Source organism: Ensifer sp. Root1252, from assembly GCF_001425885.1.
GTDB classification, from domain to species: Bacteria; Pseudomonadota; Alphaproteobacteria; order Rhizobiales; family Rhizobiaceae; genus Ensifer; species Ensifer canadensis.
Window position 1 is genome coordinate 699,707 of sequence record NZ_LMDT01000012.1, and the last position, 17,243, is coordinate 716,949.

Here is a 17,243-nt window from a genome sequence, read left to right on the forward strand (position 1 = left end):
GGCCGGCGTCCGTGTCATCTTCCTGAAACACGAGTCTGGTTTTGACGGGCCCCAGAAGGCTCAATCAAGACGAGGCTGGTATGATGGCGGCACCGCAAATCAATTCCGTAAGACACCTCAGGACGTTGTTCATCTCCGACGTCCACCTCGGCTCCAAGGCCGCCAAGACCGACTTTCTTATTGATTTTCTGCGCCATCACGAGGCTGAGACCATTGTTCTCGTCGGCGACATCGTCGATGGCTGGCGGTTGAAGCGTAGCTGGTACTGGCCGCAGAACTGCAACGACGTCGTCCAGAAGCTGCTGCGCAAGGCGCGCAAGGGCACGCGCATCATCTATATCCCCGGCAATCACGACGAGTTCATGCGCGATTTCCCGGGTGTTCACTTCGGCGGCATCGAAGTGGCGCAGCGCCATATGCACAAGGGTGCCGACGGCCGCAACTATCTGGTGCTGCATGGCGACGAATTCGATGTGGTCGTGCGCAATGCGCGCATCCTCGCCTATCTCGGCGACTGGGCCTACGATACGGCGATCGCCATCAATATCGGCCTGGCCGCCGTTCGTCGCCGGCTCGGCATGCCCTATTGGTCGTTCTCTTCCTGGGCGAAGCTGCAGGTGAAGCACGCCGTCAACTTTATCGGTGAGTTCCAGAAGGTGGTTGCCGACGAGGCGCGGCGGCATGATGCGCAGGGCGTGATCTGCGGCCATATCCACCATGCGGTCATCGAGGATATCGGCGACGTGCGCTACATCAACACGGGCGACTGGGTCGAAAGCTGCACGGCGATCGCCGAACACCACGACGGCACCATGGAACTGATCACCTGGCATCAGATGCGCGGCGGCGTCGCAGAGGCCGAGGGAACGGCCGAAGCCGAACGGCTTCTGGCGCACCTGCTGACGCAACGGGCAGCCTGACGGGAACGCCGGCGAGGGCGCAAGCGTCGCTTGTAGTGAAATCTAGGTTATGGCGATCCGGCAGCGGGCTATGCTATTGCTGGCCGATAGCCATCAGGTTCTCCCATGATTCCCTCCCAAGCGCCCGCAACTGTGGGCCCTCCGCCGCGTCATTTTGCGCTTCGCATCGCCTTGCTCTTCTGCGCTCCGTTGATCGTCAACGGTTTCGCAATGCCGTATTTTCCGGTCTGGTTGAGCACGCTTTCCATGAGCGATTTCGAGATCGGCGTCGTGCTGGCGCTGCCGATGTTCGTACGCGTGATCACCGCGCCAATTGCCGGTGTGATCGCCGATCGGCTCGGAGAGCGCACGATCGTTTTGATCTGGTCAGGTTTCCTGTCGCTGGCGACGGCTTTCGTGCTGTTCTACGCCCGGGAGTTCTGGCCGGTTCTGATCATCTATACGCTGCAATCGGCGGTCTATTCGCCCTATGTGCCGATCGTCGAGGCGATCGCGCTTTCCGGCGTCCGGCGCTGGGGTTTCGATTATGCGCAGATGCGGCTTTGGGGTTCCGTCGCCTTCATCGGCGCAACCATGCTCGGCGGCTGGATGATCGGCATCTTCGGTGGCGACATGGTGCTGCCGGCGATGGCGGTCGGTTTCGGCCTGACGATCCTGATGGCCTTTGCGGCGCCAAAGGTCGGCCGACCGCGGCGCCCGTCACCGATCACGGCGCTGACCGAGCCTCCGCCGCAATCGTTGCGCCAGCTCGATCTGCAGCTATTGCTGATCGGCGTGACGCTGGTGAACGCCAGCCACGCCATGCTCTTCGCTTTCTCGGCAATCTACTGGCAGCATATCGGCTATAGCGGCACGGAGATCGGCATCCTCTGGAGTGCCGGCGTTGCTGCTGAAGTGACGATGTTCATCTTCGCCAAGGCGATCATCCGCCGCTTCAGCGTCTGGACGATGATCCTGTCCGGCTGCTCGCTGGCGGTCGTGCGCTGGATCATCTTCCCGATGGATCTCGGCTTTTCCGGCTATTTCGTGCTGCAGTGCTTCCACGCCTTCACCTATGCGATCATGCACACCGGCATGCAGAACAAGCTGGTGGAGCGCGTCGTCGAGGAGCAGGAGGCATCGGCCCAGGGGCTCTATTTCTTCTACACCGGCATTTTCACGGCGATCCTCACCTTCCTGTCCGGCTATCTCTACGCCTGGTACGGGGTGAACGGGTTCTATTCGATGTCGGTCGTCGCCTTTGCCGGCTGCTGCTTTGCCGTTGCCGCCTGGTATCTTCAGCCCCAGAGGCGTGGTTCCGGCGGAAAGACCAGCGAGGCTTCGTAGCGCAGGCCGGGCGTGCGATCGCGTGCCAGAAGCAGGGGCCCGTCGAGATCGACGAAATCCGCGCCCTGCGCCGCCAGGATTGCCGGTGCCATGCCGAGCGAGGTTCCGACCATGCAGCCGACCATCACCTTGAGGCCGAGCGACGTTGCCGCATCGCGCATGCGAAGCGCCTCCGTCAGGCCGCCCGTCTTGTCGAGCTTGATGTTGACGGCGTCATAGCGATCGACCAGGGCCGAGAGGTCGCCGGTCGCGTGCACGCTCTCGTCGGCACACACCGGAACGGGGCGGGCGATCGTGGCCAGGGCCTGATCATGGCCGGCGGCAAGCGGCTGTTCGATCAGGTCGATGCGCTGCTCGGCGCAGATGGCGAAGTGATAGGCGAGGCTGTCGGGCGTCCAGCCTTCATTGGCATCGAGAATGATGCGGCTCTCCGGCGCACCCTCGCGCACGGCGCGGATGCGGGAGGCATCGTCTGATGTGCCGACCTTGATCTTGAGCAGCGCGCGGTGGGCATATTGTGCGGCCTGGTTGCGCATCGCATCGGGCTCGGCAAGCGACAGCGTATAGGCCGTCGTCAATGTGCCAGGTGAGGAGAGACCGGCAAGCTCATGGACAGATTTGCCTTTCTGCTTTGCTTCCAGATCCCACAACGCACAGTCGACCGCATTGCGGGCCGCACCCGGCTTCATCGCCGACTGTAGCTCCGGGCGCGTCAGGCCTTGTTCGATCTGCGGGCATATGGCTTCGATTTCGGCGAGCACCGAGGCAATGGTTTCGTTGTAGCGGCCATAGGGTACGCATTCCCCCCAACCGCTGGTGCCGTCCTTGGTGATTCGGCATGTCACGACGCTTGCCGTGGTCTTCGAACCGCGTGAAATCGTGAATGTGCCCGCAATCGGGAAGTCTTCGGTTGTCGCTTCGAGCACAGTTGACATGAAATCTTCTCCGGCGGGGCCTATCTGGCGCTTAGGTCTTGATGTTACCGGCTTCGTCAGGATGACATCAAGGATGTGAGCCGTTATGACGGAGCAAGCTTTTACGAGCGGTTAGCAAATCGGGATGACAGAGACCAGGTGACGCGTTCCCAGACCAAGATCGTTGCGGATGTCGCGCTCAGTGGAGACGCCGGAGGCTCGGAACGCGCGTATGTCTTTTCAGGCGTCTGGCGGCACGAGACAGCTGAAGCCATGGCCGCCAAGCTCGAACAGCTTGCGCGCAAGGGCAGCAGCGTCAGGCAGTTCGATCTGTCGGGTGTGACGGCTATGGACACGGCCGGCGCCTGGATCATCCGGCGCTTCATGACGCGGCTTGCCGGACCTGAAAAGGACGAGATCCAGTTCGTCGACGGCGGTCAACGCTATGTCGAGCTGATCGGCGCGCTACCGGCGGAACTGCCGGCACCGGAGGACGAAAGCGAACATCTTCCGCTGTTCCAGCGGCTGTTCGCACCGGTCGGCGAGGTGATGATCGCCACTTGGAACGATACCGTCGCGGCGATGTACATTCTCGGCTCGGCGGTTCGCGGTGCCCAGCTCAAGCTCGGGCGGCACAGTGGCGTCTCGCCGGCGGCCATCGTTCACCAGATCGACCGCATGGGCGTCAAGGCCGTGCCGATCATCATGCTGATGTCCTTCCTGATCGGTGCGATCATTGCGCAGCAAGGCGCATTCCAGCTGCGTTATTTCGGCGCCGAAGTCTTCGTCGTCGATCTGGTCGGCATCCTGCAACTGCGCGAAATCGGCGTGCTGCTGACCGCCATCATGATCGCCGGGCGTTCGGGCAGCGCGATCACGGCCGAGATCGGTTCGATGAAGATGCGCGAGGAGGTGGACGCGCTGAAGGTCATGGGCCTCAGCCCCGTCGGCGTCTTGGTGTTTCCGCGCCTCGTGGCGCTGACGATCGCGTTGCCGCTCCTGACCATCATTGCCAACTTCGCAGCACTGACCGGTGCGGCGCTGGTCGCTTGGACCTATTCGGGCATCACCGTTGCGACCTTCCTGTCGCGCCTGCAGGAGGCCGTGGATTTCTCATCGGTTGCGGCAGGCATGATCAAGGCGCCGTTCATGGCGCTGATCATCGGCGTGGTGGCGGCAGTCGAAGGCCTGAAGGTTGGCGGCAGCGCCGAATCGCTTGGCCGCCACGTGACCTCTTCGGTGGTCAAATCGATCTTCGTGGTGATCCTGATCGACGGCCTGTTTGCCATGTTCTACGCAGCGATCGATTTCTGAGGCGGATGGAACGATGAGCACAGCAGCCACGGAAAGACAGCAGGATCCGGCCTACGAACACGAAGCGGTTCTGTCCGTGCGCGACCTGACGGTCGGCTTCGGCTCCCACATCGTGCTCGACAAGCTCAACCTCGAGATTTTTCGCGGCGAAATCCTCGGCTTCGTCGGTGCCTCGGGTACCGGAAAGTCGGTGTTGATGCGCACGGTGCTGCGGCTTCTGGCCAAGCGCTCCGGCACGATCAAGATCCTTGGCGCGGAATACGACAGGATGTCCGAGGTTGACCGGATCGCGCTCGACATGCGTCTCGGCGTGCTTTTTCAGCACGGCGCACTCTTTTCGGCCCTCACGGTGCGTGAAAACATCCAGGTGCCGATGCGCGAATATCTCGACCTGCCGCAGAGCCTGATGGACGAACTGGCGCGCGTGAAGATCGAGCTGGTAGGTCTGGCGCCGGAGGCGGCCGACAAATACCCATCCGAGCTTTCGGGCGGCATGATCAAGCGAGCCGCACTTGCCCGCGCGCTCGCGCTCGACCCCGATCTCGTCTTTCTCGACGAGCCGACATCAGGCCTCGACCCGATCGGCGCGGCCGAGTTCGATGAGTTGATCGCCAAGCTGCGCGACACGCTCGGATTGACCGTGTATATGGTGACTCACGACCTCGACAGCCTGTTTTCGGTTTGCGATCGCATTGCGGTGCTCGGAAACAAGAAGGTTCTGGTCGAGGGGACCGTCGAGGACATGTTGGCCTGTGACGATCCTTGGGTGCAGTCCTATTTCCGGGGCAAACGGGCGCGGTCGATCGTGCGGCACGACGAATAGCGTCAGGAAGCCGGCGGGCGATCCCGGGTGTCTTGGACATCTTCCGGGGTGTCTGAAGCAGAAGAACGGCCGATAGGATGGCCACTGAGGTAGTCGGGACGAATGGAAACTAAAGCGAACTACGCCATTGTCGGCTTCTTCACGGTGTTCGTGATCGCGGCTGCCTTCGGCTTCGTCTACTGGATGTCGCAATACGGCCGCAGCGGCGAGATGGTCGAGCTGGTCGTCAACATTCCGGGTTCCGCCAACGGGCTCTCCGTCGGCTCGCCTGTTCGCTTCAACGGCATTCCCGTCGGCTCGGTGCGCAATCTGGCGATCGACGCCAACGATCCGCGTTACTCGATTGCTGTCACGGAAGTCTCCATCGATGCGCCCGTGCTGAAATCGACCAAGGCGACGCTCGAAGTGCAAGGTTTGACGGGTTCTGCCTATATCGAGCTGAGCGGTGGCAACAAGGGCGATGAGAACATCCTGCGCAGCGCCGTTGAAAATGGTACGCAGGCGCGCATTCTTGCCGACCAGTCGAGCGTCACCAGCTTGCTCGCGACAGCGGACAAGATCATGGACCGCGCCGACGATGCGATCAGCGACATCCAGGGCTTCGTCAAGGACGTGCGCGGCCCCCTGACCAGCACGATCGGCAATGCCGAGAAATTCTCCAAGGCGCTTGCCGACAATTCCGGCGCAATCGACGACTTCCTGAAAAGCGTGACCGAGCTTTCGGCATCGATCAATGCCGCGTCGAAGAAGCTTGATTCGACCCTTGCCTCGGCCGACGTGCTGGTGAAGTCGGTCGATCCGAAAAAGATCGATCATATCGTCAGCAACGTTGAGCAGCTTAGCAATGACCTGAAGGCCGCCTCAGGCGGCGTTTCCGAAACCATTGCAGCGTTCAAGCGCACGGTCGAGACCTATGACCAGTTCGGCAAGAATGCGCAGAAGACGCTCGAGCGCGTCGATACGCTGGTGGCTGCCGTCGACAAGCAGAAGGTCGAACTTGTTGTCAACGACATTTCGGCAGCAAGTGCCGACGCCCGCAGGACGGTCGCCAACATCACGCAGTTTGCCGAGAAGATCACGGCGCGCCAGCAGGACATCGATCGCACGATCACCGACGTGACCCAGATGGCCAGCAAGCTGAATGCTGCCTCCAGCCGCGTCGACAGCATCCTCGTCAAGGTCGATGGGTTCCTCGGCGATGCCGACGCACCGTCGCTTTCGGCCGAGGCGCGCACCACGCTCGAATCGTTCCGCAAGATGGCCGACAACCTCAACGCCCAGATCGGCCCGATTGCAGACAATCTGAAGCGGTTCTCCGGCTCCGGCCTTCGCGATGTCGAGGCACTGGTGACCGATACACGTCGCACCGTGCAGAGCCTCGAGAATACGATTTCGACATTCGACAAGAATCCGCAACGCCTGCTGTTCGGCGGCGAAACAGTCAAGCAATACGATGGTCGCACCCGACGCTGAATCAGGTAAGACAAAGCCGGGTGGGGCCGGCGGGTTGCTTTCATTAAAGAGCGCTCTAAGGTGCTGCGAATTGGACAAGGGTTTGGGCAGTATGAATTTTCCGGGGCTGGTGTGTATGCGTGAGACGGGAGCGAAACGCTCTGCCCTGGTTTTCACGCTGGCTGTCTTGTTGGCCGGGTGCGGCGCCGGTGCTGCCGTCAACGATACATTCAGCCTTTCCGCGTCGCCGGTCGTCGAAGGACGGGCTGCGACCAGCAAGCAGATACTCGTGCCGGAACCGACGGCGCTGAAAGCGCTCGACAGCGACCAGGTCGTCATCCGTCTTTCCGGTTCGGAGCTGCAGTATCTGTCCAAGGCACAATGGAGCGACCGCCTGCCGCGCATGGTGCAGGCAAAGCTGGTTCAGGCGTTCGAGAATACCGGCAAGGTGGCGGGCGTCGGCAAGCCCGGCGAGGGGCTGGCGATCGACTATCAGGTGATCAGCGAGATCCGCTCCTTCGAGATCTCGACCGAAGGCGCCGATACGGCGGTCGTCGAGATCTTTGCAAAGATCGTCAATGACCGGAACGGCACTGTGCGGGCGCAGAAGGCATTCCGCGCCACGGCCGGCGTCAAGGGCACCGGCAACCCGGCCTTCGTCAGGGCCCTCGATCAGGCGTTCGCGACGGTCGCATCCGAGATCGTCGGCTGGACGCTCGGTTCTATCTGAGCCAGTCCTATCTTCCCTCTGCCGCCTCGATGCGGTTGACCACTTCTGCCACCCCCTTCGTCAGTCTTGCGGCTTCTTCGGCGCGGGCGGATTCGGCCTTCGTGGCGACATGCCCCGCAAGCACGATCGTATTTCCCTGGCAGACAACCGTGACGTCGGATGCATCGAGCCCGGGCGTCACCGCAAGGCCATGCGCCACGCGACGTTCCAGCTCGGCGGGGTGATCCCCGGTGCTGCGATCCGGTTCGCTGCCGTGAAATGTGCGCTTCTTGAAGATCATGGTCCGGCCCCCTTCCTCGATGGAAGGACAACGCGGCGCTCGACGATTTGTTCAGCTGTTCCAATCGAAACAGCGCAATCCAGGCTTTCGTGCGATGGCTCGGACATGCGGATCGCACGTCATTCCTGGCCGCAGAATTCGAACGGGGAACCATTCATGCGCCATTCTCTCTTCGCCGTCGCGCTCGCGATGACGACTGTCATTGCTCTCGCCATTCCGGCAAAAGCCGGCAACTACAGCTACGGTTATCGACAGACCTGCGTGGTCAAGACGGTGCAGACCTATGGCGCCTATGGCCGGGTGGTGATCAAGAAGGTGCGCATCTGCAAATGACGTCCGCGCACCTTCGGTTTCGTTCAAAAGGAGCCTCAGAAACGCTCTATCTCTTCATTTCCAAGTATTTCCTGACGGAAACCGCTTCGCACTTTTCCTACAGCGCCGCGCGTCTTATGAGACGCGCAAAGGTCGCTGTAGCACCTTGAGTTGCTGCGTGTTTTTATCCTTAAATCGAATAGGATTTAAGGAAACATGCAGTAGAAATTTTTTAGGGCCAGCGCACGACCGGGGGCAGGGACGAGAGGATCGACTCGACATTGCCGCCGGTCTTCAGGCCGAAGATGGTGCCGCGGTCGTAGAGCAGGTTAAACTCGACATAGCGGCCGCGACGCACGAGCTGCTCGTCGCGATCTTCCTCGGTCCAGGGCGTATTGAAATTGGTGCGCACGATCTTGGGGTAGACAAGCGCGAACGCCTTGCCGACATCACGCGTGAAGGCGAAGTCCGCGTCCCAACCGCCTTGCTCGGCCGGAGACTGAAGCCAATCGTAGAAGATGCCACCGGTCCCGCGCGGCTCGTTGCGGTGCTTCAGGAAGAAGTACTCGTCGCACCACTGCTTGTACCTGGCGTGATCAGCCACCGAGTGACGGTTGCAGGTGATCTCCATCGCGCGGTGGAACAGCTGCGTGTCAGGGTCGGTCATGACGCGGCGGCGGTCGAGCACCGGCGTCAGGTCTGCGCCACCGCCGAACCAGTTGCTGGTGGTGACGACCATGCGGGTGTTCATGTGAACGGCCGGCACATTGGGGTTCACGGGATGCGCGATCAGCGAGATACCCGATGCCCAGAAGCGTGGGTCTTCGCTGGCGCCGGGGATCTGCTCACGGAATTCCGGTGAGAATTCGCCGAAGACGGTCGAGGTGTGTACGCCGACCTTCTCGAAGACGCGACCTTCCATCATCGACATGCGACCGCCGCCGCCTTCGCCGCCGTCCCGGCTCCATTCCTTGCCGACAAAGCGGCCCGGTTCACGGTCGGACAGCGGGCCGGTCAGGTCGTCTTCGACAGCCTCGAAAGCGGCGCAGATCGTATCGCGCAGGCTTTCGAACCAGGCTCTGGCTGCTGCCTTCTTGTCTTCGATATCGGCAGGCAGCCCCTGGGGTAGTTGCGGTCGTTCCATGAAAATTTGTCCTGTTCGCGGCTTTGCGCGCCGGAAAGCCGCCGATTCGTTGATCTGGGCCACAGTTCATATTTCCGCCGGATTGGCAACGGCGGAGGGGCCATCGGGCTACTGCATAATTCCTTAAATCAGATTCGATTTAAGGAGAAAATTATGCAGCAAGTCTAAAGCGCTGCAGCGTCCTTTGCGCGTCATATTTGGCGCGCCGCGCTGCAGTCTGCCGCATCGTATGGGCGGTGTAAAACGGACTCGCAATGGCCCGATACTCACACTATCTTTACCTCCAGAGGTATGGCCCATGGCAAGAATACCCGCAGGTCCGCCGCTCGATGGTTTGCGGCGCCAGATCGCCCGGCATCGCCGGGACAATCCGACACGAGGCGATGGCCTTTTCGTGCGTGAAACCTTTCGGCTCGATCGAAGTGCGGCCCGCGCCAAGGCGCGCGAATGGTTCGATACCTGGCCAAAAGCCGCCTATTGGACCGAAGTGGAAAGCTGGCGCCAGCTCGACGGCGACGAGATCGAGTTCACCATGCGCCGCCTGCCGACTGCAGACTGAGGCCTCCTAGGGCTGGCCGTCCTCTTCCGTCGCATCCATCAGCCGAGGGCCGGCGCCTTCCATCGAGAGCACATCGTAGGGGTTGCGCAGCGGACATTCCCTGAGCGACAGACATCCGCAGCCGATACAGCTCGTCAGGTGGTCGCGTAGCGCCATCAGGCTGGCGATGCGCGCATTCAGTTGCTCGTGCCAGCTTTCCGACAGCCGAGCCCAATCCTGCACCGTCAGGGGCCGGTCGTCGGGCAGCACCGTCAGCGCCGCCTGGATTTCCGAAAGCGGAATTCCGGTCCGTTGCGCCACCTTGATTACCGCCACGCGCCTCAGCACGCTTCGGGGATAGCGGCGCTGGTTGCCGCGGCTGCGGTTGCTGCGGATCAGACCCTTGGCCTCATAGAAATGCAAGGTGGAAACGGCGACGCCGCTGCGTTCGGCGACTTCGCCGACGGTCAGTTCGCGTCGCATTTCGCTGTTTCTTACAATCGTCATGGCGGGCTATTGACCTCAACTAATGTTGAGGTTTTATAGCATGAGCTCCATGGAATTCACAACAAGGAGCTGATCCCCATGACAGAGAAAATGACGCTTGCGGTGATCTACGGCAGCGCCCGGCAGGGGCGCTTCTGCGACACGGTCGCCAACTGGCTGATCCGTGAGATCTCGGATTCGAACGTCTTCAATCTCACGGTCATCGATCCGGCACGGCTGAGGGCATCGCGCGGCGTCGGCGCCACGGTCAATCCCGGCGAGTGGCTGGAGCGCAAGGTGGCCGAAGCGGATGCCTTCCTGGTGGTGACGCCGGAATACAATCACGGCTACCCGGCCGCGCTGAAGGAACTGATCGATTCGGTCTACGAGCCGTGGCATGCCAAGCCCGTCGCCTTCGTCTCCTATGGCGGCGCTTCCGGCGGCATCCGCGCCGTCGAGCAGTTGCGCCAAGTCTTTGCCGAGCTGCATGCGGTGACGCTGCGCGACGGCGTCCAGTTTGCCAAAGCCTGGTCGAAGTTCGATGCGGCCGGCAACCTCTACAAGCCCGAGGAGCTGCGTGCGCCGCTGTTCCTGATGATGGATCGGCTCATCTGGTGGGCGCGGACATTGAAGCAGGCCCGCAAGGCGACGCCCTACAACGAGGTTGCCGCCTGAATTTTGGGGCGCTGCCGTTGGCCGCGCCCATCGTCACCCCCCATCGGGAAAGGCAGGGCATTACCATGCGATGTTTTTCAGAGCAGTTGCACTTGCCGGATCGCCTCGCCGGCGATCATCGCAGCAGACATGGCGACGTTGAGCGACCGTTGCCCCTCGGCCATCGGGATGAGGATGCGGCCTTCCGCGCGATCATGCACATGGTCTGGCACACCGGCGCTTTCCCGACCGAACAGCAGGATATCGTCGGGCCTGAATTCAAAGCGGGTATAGGGCTCGGCGGCCTTGGTGGAGGCGAGCACAAGCCTTCGGCCGGTCGGCACCCGCCACGCCTCGAACCGTTCCCAGTTGATGTGGCGGGTGAGGGTGACCGAGGCGATATAGTCCATACCGGCGCGCTTGAGATTGCGGTCGGAAAGGTCGAAGCCCGCCGGCTCGATGACATCGACGGCAAGGCCGAGGCAGGCAGCAAGGCGCAGGATCGTGCCGGTATTGCCGGGAATGTCGGGCTGGTAGAGGGCAATGCGGAGGTCACTCACGTCTGTTCACTTTTCTTGCGACTTGTCTTTTGCGGCGGAGAATTCATGCGCCAGAATCCCCATCATGATGTCGTCGTGCCAGGCGTCGTCGATCAGCGCCGTCTCTCGCTCTCGTCCCTCGACCGAGAAGCCGCATTTGCGGTAGCTGGCGATGGCGCGCTCGTTGAAGGCAAGCACGCGCAGCGAAACACGGTGCAGGCCGAGCGCGCCGAACGCATGCGCCAATACAAGCTTGGTGACGGCAGTGCCAAGCCCTTGGCCGAGCAATTTCGGATTGAAGATGCCGATGGCAAAGGAGGCGCGCCGGTCGACCCGGTTGATATTGTCGAGCCTGACTTCGCCAATTGGCCCGTTGCGATCGATGATCCAGGCAGCTGGATGCTCGACGAGGTGTTGCACCCACGCTTCTGCATCCGCTTGTCCGAAAGCGCGGGCGAAGGTGGCGCTGCCACCGAACATGCGGTGGATCTCGGGATCCCGCCCGAGCGCCAGTCGCGCCTCGACGTCGCCCCCTTGCGGCCGCCTCAGATGGAAACCTTGTCCTTTCAATTCGGGAGGGGGCGTCGATGATGCGTTCATATGCGTCTCCTACCAATGCCGGACGCGCCTGCCATGTGTCGTTTCCGTTTGATTTCGCGGTGTCTAATCTGTGCCGAATGAGCAACATCCGACCGAACGATGAAAAAACAGGCAGGAAAGTGCCTGCGACAATCTGGCATGTCGACGCGATTAGGGGTAGAGAGAACCTCTCTTCAACGCGAACCGACGGAGGCAATGATGACTGTATTGATGTTGACACGCCTTCCAGGAGTGATGGGCCACCGTTTGGCCTGACCGGTTCCGCGACTTATCTTTCAAGAGATCGATGCGCGCTTCCGGAACTCCGGAAGACAAACCGCTATGGCGGGCAGCATTTCCGGACTGAAATTTTCACGATAAAGAATGCGGGGCAAATTCCCGCCTTCCTTCAAAATACTCTGAAGGAGCAAGTCTATGTTTGGCTGGTTTGAATCCCGCCTCAATCCCTATCCGACGGAAGAGCCCGTGCTTCCGCCGAAGAGCCTTTTCGGCTTCTGCTGGCACTATTCCAAGCCCGCAGTTCCGTGGTTGCTCATCATGTCGGTCTGCACCATGCTCATCGCCATCGGCGAAGTGGCGCTGTTCCAGTTTCTCGGAAACATGGTCGACTGGCTGTCGAGTGCCAATCGCGACACCTTCCTGCAGGCGGAAGGTCACCGGCTGATCTGGATGGGCGGCCTGGTTCTGATCGGCCTGCCGCTGCTGGTGGCGATCGATTCGTTCATCATGCACCAGGTGCTGCTCGGCAATTACCCGATGATCGCCCGCTGGCAGATGCACCGCTATCTGCTGCGCCAGAGCATGACGTTCTTCGCCAACGAGTTCGCCGGCCGCGTGGCGACCAAGGTCATGCAGACCTCGCTTGCGGTTCGCGAAACGGTGATGAAGATCCTCGACGTCTTCGTCTATGTCGTCAGCTATTTCGTCACGATGCTGATCGTCGTTGCCGCTGCCGACTGGCGGCTGGTGACGCCGCTCGCCGTCTGGCTGGTGATCTACATCTGCATCGTTACCTATTTCGTGCCGCGGTTGCAGAAGATTTCCAAGGAGCAGGCGGACGCGCGATCGATGATGACGGGCCGTATCGTCGACAGCTACACCAACATCGGCACGGTCAAGCTGTTCTCGCATGCAGGCCGCGAGGAAACGTATGCGCGCGCCGGCATGGACGGCTTCCTCGACACGGTGCATCGCCAGATGCGCAAGGTGACGCTGTTCCACGTGCTGGTCTACGCCAACAACAGCATCGCGCTGTTTGCAATCAGCGCGCTCGGCATTCACCTGTGGCTGACAAGTGCCATCTCGGTCGGCGCGATCGCGATCGCCGTTGGTCTGGCCATGCGCATCAACGGCATGTCGCAATGGATCATGTGGGAAGTCTCGGCGCTGTTCGAGAACATTGGCACTGTCTATGACGGTATCGGCATGATGACCAAGGCGCACGACATCGTCGACGAACCGGATGCCAAGGCGCTGAAGGCGGAAAAGGGTGCGATCACCTACGACAACGTCCGCTTCCACTACGGCAAGGCAAAGGGCGTCATCGATCACCTGTCGCTCGACATCAAGCCGGGCGAGAAGATCGGCCTGGTCGGACGCTCGGGTGCCGGCAAGACGACGCTGATGAACCTGCTATTGCGGTTCTACGACGTGGAGTCAGGCGCAATCCGGATCGACGGCAAGGATATCGCCACCGTCACCCAGGATAGCCTGCGCGCCCAGATTGGCGTCGTCACGCAGGATACCTCGCTGCTGCACCGCTCCATTCGCGACAACATCGCCTATGGACACCCGGAAGCCGACGACGAGGCGATCACCGCGGCTGCGAAGCGGGCGAATGCCTGGGAGTTCATCCAGGCGCTCGAGGACAACCAGGGGCGCAAGGGGCTCGACGCCCAGGTCGGCGAACGGGGCGTCAAGCTCTCCGGCGGCCAGCGCCAGCGTATCGCGATCGCCCGCGTCTTCCTCAAGGACGCGCCGATCCTCGTCCTCGACGAAGCGACATCAGCGCTCGATTCCGAAGTCGAGCAGGCGATCCAGGAGAACCTGTTCGCGCTGATGGCTGGCAAGACGGTGATCGCGATCGCCCACCGCCTGTCGACGCTGACGGAAATGGACCGCCTGGTCATCCTCGAGGCCGGGCGGATCGTCGAAACCGGTTCGCATGCCGAACTCGTGGCCAAGGGCGGCCTTTACGCCGACCTCTGGTCACGCCAGTCGGGCGGCTTCATCGCCGACGATACCGAGAAGGAAGAAGCGGCGGAGTGATCCGCTGTGACCCTGCCGCCCATGCGGGCGGCGGGGTTTTGCCACGTCACCTAACGCATTTGTAATGCGCCCGATGGTGGAAACCGATTGCTGTTGCCGCCGAACCGCCTATATCGGAAACATGCTCAGCGCCATCGTCAGCATCTTTGAGAACTGGATCAAGCCGTTTGCGCCGCGCGAGCGATTGCAGCCGCCGAAATCGCTGTGGGGTTTTGCCTGGTTCTACGCCCGCCAGGCCAAAGGGCCGTTTCTGGCGATGGCCATCCTCGGGGGCCTTGTCGCCATGCTGGAGGCGGGGCTCTTCTACTTCGTCGGACGGCTGGTCGATCTGCTCGACACTGTGAAGCCCGAAGCGGGCTGGAGCGGGCTAATTTCCGCCAACGGGCCAGAGCTTCTGTTCATGTTGCTGACGGTGCTGGTGTTCCGCTTCGTCGCGGTGTCGCTGGCAGCGCTCGTCGAGGAGCAGTCGATCATCACCGGCTTCCTCAATCTCGTGCGCTGGCAAACCTACACCCACGTCGCTCGGCAATCGCTTTCCTTCTTCCAGAACGATTTTTCCGGCCGGATCGTGACGAAAGTCTGGTCCGGCGCGCAGGCGACCAGCGATCTGATCGTCTCGCTGCTGCAGGTCGTCTGGTTCATCGTCATCTATACCGCCTCGACCATGGCGCTCATCGCCCAGCTCGACTGGCGGCTGGCGGCAATGGTCGCGTTCTGGATCGTCCTCTTCCTGGCGCTGGCGCGCTACTTCGTTCCGCGCATCCGCAAGCACGCGCGCGATACGGCTGAAATGGCCTCGATGCTGAACGGGCGGATGGTTGATGCCTATTCGAACATCCAGACATTGAAACTGTTCGGTCGCGACGACGAGAACGACCGCTATATCCGCGCCGGCTTCGATCGCTTCCAGCGGGCGGTGATCCCCTTCACGCGGCTACTGACGGCCGTGCGTGCCTCGCTTGCGCTGCTTTCGGGCATGATGATCGCGGCCATCGCCGTCTATGCCATCCACCTCTGGCTTGGCGGTGCGATCAGTTCGGGTGCGGTTGCCTTCACGCTGGCGCTGGTGCTGCGACTCAACATGCTGCTCGGCCGGATGATGACGCAGTTCAACTCGATCATGCGCAACATCGGCACGATCCAGAATTCGGCCGAGCTCGTCTCCCAGGCGATCGGTCTTGTGGACAAACCGGATGCCAAGGAGTTGTCGGTCAGCGAGCCGGAAATCCGTTTCGAGCATGTGAAGTTCCATTACGGCAAGAGTGCCGGCGTCATCGACGACTTCTCGCTCGTGATCCGTCCAGGCGAAAAGGTCGGGATCGTCGGCCGTTCGGGCGCCGGTAAGTCAACGCTCGTTAACCTGCTGTTGCGCTTCTACGACCTCGAGGGCGGGCGCATCCTGATCGATGGGCAGGACATTTCGACGGTGAAGCAGGAATCGCTGCGCGCACAGGTCGGCATGGTCAGCCAGGACACCTCGCTGCTGCACCGCTCCATCCGGGACAACATCCTTTTCGGCCACCCGGATGCAACCGACAAGCAATTGATCATCGCAGCCGAGAGGGCCGAGGCCTACGAGTTCATTCTCGATCTCCAGGACCAGCGCGGCCGCAGGAGTTTCGATGCCCATGTCGGTGAACGCGGCGTCAAGCTTTCTGGCGGGCAGAGGCAGCGTATCGCGATTGCCCGCGTCATGCTCAAGGATGCGCCGATCCTCGTTCTCGACGAGGCGACGTCGGCGCTCGATTCCGAAGTCGAGGCGGCAATCCAGTCCAATCTCGACCGGCTGATGCAAGGAAAAACGGTGCTTGCTATCGCACACCGATTGTCGACGATCGCCGCTCTCGATCGGCTCGTCGTCATGGATAAGGGCCGGATCGTCGAGGACGGAACCCACGCCGAACTGATCGCTCGGGGCGGTCTTTACGCTGACCTCTGGTCGCGGCAATCCGGCGGCTTTCTGGCACGCGAAGAAGCGGCAGAGTAGGGCGGCCTCGTCGCCTTTTCTCCACCCTTCGAACGGCCGCCGGCCAACTGCAATGACGACCGTCAAGTCCTTGTGCCAATTGGCCGCGCTTTTCCCCGCGACAATCTGCCCACCCACCCTTGTCAAGGCTGGACATAATTTGCGATCAAGCATAGAACGCGCCGGATTGACGGGGAATCTGCGAGCCGTGTGCGCGCAGCACTTTTCGGATTCTGACGCCCGATAACGTGTTTGCAACAGCAAACCGGCTAAGGTGTCAGCACATTGATTGGGCGTGCTTCCTTGACCTAGGTGAAACCGCAAGGGCAGGGATCTCGCTGGGCGGATGCGGTTTCCGCAACATTGCGTGAGAGGATGGTTTAGCCGTGAGCGAACACGACATTTCAAGCGAGACCTCGGGCGAGCCCACTCGCCGCGATTTCCTTTACCTGGCCACCGGCATGGCGGGCGTCGTCGGCGCCGGCGCGGTCGCTTGGCCATTCATCGACCAGATGCGTCCGGATGCTTCGACGCTTGCTCTCGCCTCGATCGAGGTCGATGTGTCGAGCCTGCAGGCCGGCATGTCGCTGACGGCCAAATGGCGCGGCAAGCCGATCTTCATCCGCAACCGCACTGAGAAGGAAGTGGAAGAGGCCAAGGCGGTCGCTCTTGCCGACCTCAAGGATCCGGTTGCGCGCAACGCCAACCTTCCGACCGACGCCGAGGCGAACGATCTCGATCGCTCCGCCGGCGAAGGCAAGGAAAACTGGATCGTGATGATCGGCTCCTGTACCCATCTCGGCTGCGTGCCGCTTGGTCAGGCCGGTGATTTCGGTGGCTGGTTCTGTCCCTGCCATGGTTCCCACTACGATACGGCCGGCCGAATCCGTAAAGGTCCGGCGCCGGAGAACCTCGCCGTGCCGACCTTCTCGTTCGTTTCCGACACAGTTATCAAGATCGGTTGAGGGGACTACTGA

General features: G+C 61.5%; 19 protein-coding genes. 13 read left to right on the forward strand and 6 right to left on the reverse strand.

Annotated features, from left to right (window positions below; genetic code table 11):
* Positions 1 to 80: 80 nt before the first annotated feature.
* Positions 81 to 920 carry a UDP-2,3-diacylglucosamine diphosphatase gene (locus ASD02_RS15945; RefSeq protein ID WP_025427214.1) on the forward strand — a complete coding sequence of 280 codons (840 nt, stop codon included), beginning with the start codon at positions 81 to 83 and terminating at the stop codon, positions 918 to 920.
* A gap of 105 nt (positions 921 to 1,025) precedes the next feature.
* On the forward strand, positions 1,026 to 2,246 hold the full coding sequence (locus tag ASD02_RS15950; protein WP_025427213.1) for an MFS transporter: 1,221 nt from the start codon (positions 1,026 to 1,028) through the stop codon (positions 2,244 to 2,246).
* Here ASD02_RS15950 and dgcA read toward each other — a convergent pair.
* Positions 2,198 to 3,181 carry an N-acetyl-D-Glu racemase DgcA gene (gene dgcA, locus ASD02_RS15955; protein WP_025427212.1) on the reverse strand — a complete coding sequence of 328 codons (984 nt, stop codon included), beginning with the start codon at positions 3,179 to 3,181 and terminating at the stop codon, positions 2,198 to 2,200. The two genes, ASD02_RS15950 and dgcA, sit on opposite strands and share 49 nt — an antisense overlap.
* Positions 3,182 to 3,319: 138 nt before the next feature.
* Here dgcA and ASD02_RS15960 point away from each other — a divergent pair, with 138 nt between their 5' ends.
* The 4 genes from ASD02_RS15960 to ASD02_RS15975 all read left to right on the forward strand — a co-directional run bounded on the left by ASD02_RS15960 (position 3,320) and on the right by ASD02_RS15975 (position 7,479).
* Positions 3,320 to 4,474, forward strand: coding sequence for an MlaE family lipid ABC transporter permease subunit (locus ASD02_RS15960; RefSeq protein ID WP_025427211.1), 1,155 nt, complete (start codon positions 3,320 to 3,322; stop codon positions 4,472 to 4,474).
* A 13-nt stretch (positions 4,475 to 4,487) separates the two neighbouring features.
* Complete coding sequence (locus tag ASD02_RS15965) at positions 4,488 to 5,297, forward strand: ABC transporter ATP-binding protein (RefSeq protein WP_057208693.1); 810 nt, start codon at positions 4,488 to 4,490, stop codon at positions 5,295 to 5,297.
* A gap of 102 nt (positions 5,298 to 5,399) precedes the next feature.
* Positions 5,400 to 6,770 (forward strand): MlaD family protein, encoded by a 1,371-nt coding sequence (locus ASD02_RS15970; protein WP_025427209.1) that lies wholly within the window; start codon positions 5,400 to 5,402, stop codon positions 6,768 to 6,770.
* A gap of 91 nt (positions 6,771 to 6,861) precedes the next feature.
* A complete protein-coding gene (locus ASD02_RS15975; RefSeq protein WP_025427208.1) occupies positions 6,862 to 7,479 on the forward strand; it encodes an ABC-type transport auxiliary lipoprotein family protein in 618 nt (205 codons plus the stop codon).
* A gap of 7 nt (positions 7,480 to 7,486) precedes the next feature.
* Here the strand turns inward: ASD02_RS15975 and ASD02_RS15980 are convergent, their stop codons facing one another.
* Positions 7,487 to 7,759, reverse strand: a complete 273-nt coding sequence (locus ASD02_RS15980) for a BON domain-containing protein (protein WP_025427207.1) — start codon at positions 7,757 to 7,759, stop codon at positions 7,487 to 7,489.
* 156 nt (positions 7,760 to 7,915) lie between these two features.
* On the opposite strand from ASD02_RS15980, the gene ASD02_RS15985 reads away from it, so the two are divergent.
* Positions 7,916 to 8,092, forward strand: a complete 177-nt coding sequence (locus ASD02_RS15985; RefSeq protein ID WP_156407975.1) for a hypothetical protein — start codon at positions 7,916 to 7,918, stop codon at positions 8,090 to 8,092.
* A gap of 211 nt (positions 8,093 to 8,303) precedes the next feature.
* On the opposite strand, the gene hemF is transcribed toward ASD02_RS15985, so the two are convergent.
* Positions 8,304 to 9,215 (reverse strand): oxygen-dependent coproporphyrinogen oxidase, encoded by a 912-nt coding sequence (gene hemF / locus ASD02_RS15990; protein ID WP_025427205.1) that lies wholly within the window; start codon positions 9,213 to 9,215, stop codon positions 8,304 to 8,306.
* A 298-nt stretch (positions 9,216 to 9,513) separates the two neighbouring features.
* Between hemF and ASD02_RS15995 the strand changes: the two genes are divergently transcribed.
* The gene (locus ASD02_RS15995; protein ID WP_025427204.1) at positions 9,514 to 9,774 is read left to right on the forward strand and encodes a hypothetical protein; all 261 of its coding nucleotides are present in this window, start codon (positions 9,514 to 9,516) and stop codon (positions 9,772 to 9,774) included.
* 6 nt (positions 9,775 to 9,780) lie between these two features.
* Here the strand turns inward: ASD02_RS15995 and soxR are convergent, their stop codons facing one another.
* On the reverse strand, positions 9,781 to 10,260 hold the full coding sequence (soxR, locus tag ASD02_RS16000; RefSeq protein ID WP_025427203.1) for a redox-sensitive transcriptional activator SoxR: 480 nt from the start codon (positions 10,258 to 10,260) through the stop codon (positions 9,781 to 9,783).
* A 78-nt stretch (positions 10,261 to 10,338) separates the two neighbouring features.
* On the opposite strand from soxR, the gene ASD02_RS16005 reads away from it, so the two are divergent.
* A complete protein-coding gene (locus ASD02_RS16005) occupies positions 10,339 to 10,914 on the forward strand; it encodes an NADPH-dependent FMN reductase (RefSeq protein ID WP_025427202.1) in 576 nt (191 codons plus the stop codon).
* Between the two features lie 77 nt (positions 10,915 to 10,991).
* Here ASD02_RS16005 and ASD02_RS16010 read toward each other — a convergent pair whose 3' ends face one another.
* Both ASD02_RS16010 and ASD02_RS16015 read right to left on the reverse strand, forming a co-directional pair.
* Positions 10,992 to 11,453 (reverse strand): tRNA (cytidine(34)-2'-O)-methyltransferase, encoded by a 462-nt coding sequence (locus tag ASD02_RS16010; RefSeq protein ID WP_057208691.1) that lies wholly within the window; start codon positions 11,451 to 11,453, stop codon positions 10,992 to 10,994.
* A gap of 6 nt (positions 11,454 to 11,459) precedes the next feature.
* Positions 11,460 to 12,032, reverse strand: coding sequence for a GNAT family protein (locus tag ASD02_RS16015; protein WP_025427200.1), 573 nt, complete (start codon positions 12,030 to 12,032; stop codon positions 11,460 to 11,462).
* Here ASD02_RS16015 and ASD02_RS38255 point away from each other — a divergent pair.
* From ASD02_RS38255 to petA, 4 genes are all read left to right on the forward strand, one after another.
* Positions 12,020 to 12,463 carry a hypothetical protein gene (locus ASD02_RS38255; RefSeq protein ID WP_144239149.1) on the forward strand — a complete coding sequence of 148 codons (444 nt, stop codon included), beginning with the start codon at positions 12,020 to 12,022 and terminating at the stop codon, positions 12,461 to 12,463. The two genes, ASD02_RS16015 and ASD02_RS38255, sit on opposite strands and share 13 nt — an antisense overlap.
* Entirely contained in the window at positions 12,447 to 14,300 is a 1,854-nt protein-coding gene (locus ASD02_RS16020; RefSeq protein WP_025427199.1) for an ABC transporter ATP-binding protein, read from the forward strand. Before ASD02_RS38255 ends, ASD02_RS16020 begins: the two co-directional genes overlap by 17 nt.
* A 121-nt stretch (positions 14,301 to 14,421) precedes the next feature.
* Positions 14,422 to 16,287, forward strand: coding sequence for an ABC transporter ATP-binding protein (locus ASD02_RS16025; protein WP_038576142.1), 1,866 nt, complete (start codon positions 14,422 to 14,424; stop codon positions 16,285 to 16,287).
* A 365-nt stretch (positions 16,288 to 16,652) separates the two neighbouring features.
* Positions 16,653 to 17,231 carry a ubiquinol-cytochrome c reductase iron-sulfur subunit gene (petA, locus tag ASD02_RS16030; RefSeq protein ID WP_025427197.1) on the forward strand — a complete coding sequence of 193 codons (579 nt, stop codon included), beginning with the start codon at positions 16,653 to 16,655 and terminating at the stop codon, positions 17,229 to 17,231.
* The last annotated feature ends 12 nt before the right edge of the window (positions 17,232 to 17,243 follow it).

Coding starts and splice junctions, on each gene's coding strand:
- ASD02_RS15945 (WP_025427214.1), top strand. CDS start 81: ATGATGGCGGCACCGCAAATCAATTCCGTAAGACACCTCAGGACGTTG.
- ASD02_RS15950 (WP_025427213.1), top strand. CDS start 1,026: ATGATTCCCTCCCAAGCGCCCGCAACTGTGGGCCCTCCGCCGCGTCAT.
- dgcA (WP_025427212.1), bottom strand. CDS start 3,181: ATGTCAACTGTGCTCGAAGCGACAACCGAAGACTTCCCGATTGCGGGC.
- ASD02_RS15965 (WP_057208693.1), top strand. CDS start 4,488: ATGAGCACAGCAGCCACGGAAAGACAGCAGGATCCGGCCTACGAACAC.
- ASD02_RS15970 (WP_025427209.1), top strand. CDS start 5,400: ATGGAAACTAAAGCGAACTACGCCATTGTCGGCTTCTTCACGGTGTTC.
- ASD02_RS15975 (WP_025427208.1), top strand. CDS start 6,862: ATGAATTTTCCGGGGCTGGTGTGTATGCGTGAGACGGGAGCGAAACGC.
- ASD02_RS15980 (WP_025427207.1), bottom strand. CDS start 7,759: ATGATCTTCAAGAAGCGCACATTTCACGGCAGCGAACCGGATCGCAGC.
- ASD02_RS15985 (WP_156407975.1), top strand. CDS start 7,916: ATGCGCCATTCTCTCTTCGCCGTCGCGCTCGCGATGACGACTGTCATT.
- hemF (WP_025427205.1), bottom strand. CDS start 9,215: ATGGAACGACCGCAACTACCCCAGGGGCTGCCTGCCGATATCGAAGAC.
- ASD02_RS15995 (WP_025427204.1), top strand. CDS start 9,514: ATGGCAAGAATACCCGCAGGTCCGCCGCTCGATGGTTTGCGGCGCCAG.
- soxR (WP_025427203.1), bottom strand. CDS start 10,260: ATGACGATTGTAAGAAACAGCGAAATGCGACGCGAACTGACCGTCGGC.
- ASD02_RS16005 (WP_025427202.1), top strand. CDS start 10,339: ATGACAGAGAAAATGACGCTTGCGGTGATCTACGGCAGCGCCCGGCAG.
- ASD02_RS38255 (WP_144239149.1), top strand. CDS start 12,020: ATGATGCGTTCATATGCGTCTCCTACCAATGCCGGACGCGCCTGCCAT.
- ASD02_RS16015 (WP_025427200.1), bottom strand. CDS start 12,032: ATGAACGCATCATCGACGCCCCCTCCCGAATTGAAAGGACAAGGTTTC.
- ASD02_RS16020 (WP_025427199.1), top strand. CDS start 12,447: ATGTTTGGCTGGTTTGAATCCCGCCTCAATCCCTATCCGACGGAAGAG.
- ASD02_RS16025 (WP_038576142.1), top strand. CDS start 14,422: ATGCTCAGCGCCATCGTCAGCATCTTTGAGAACTGGATCAAGCCGTTT.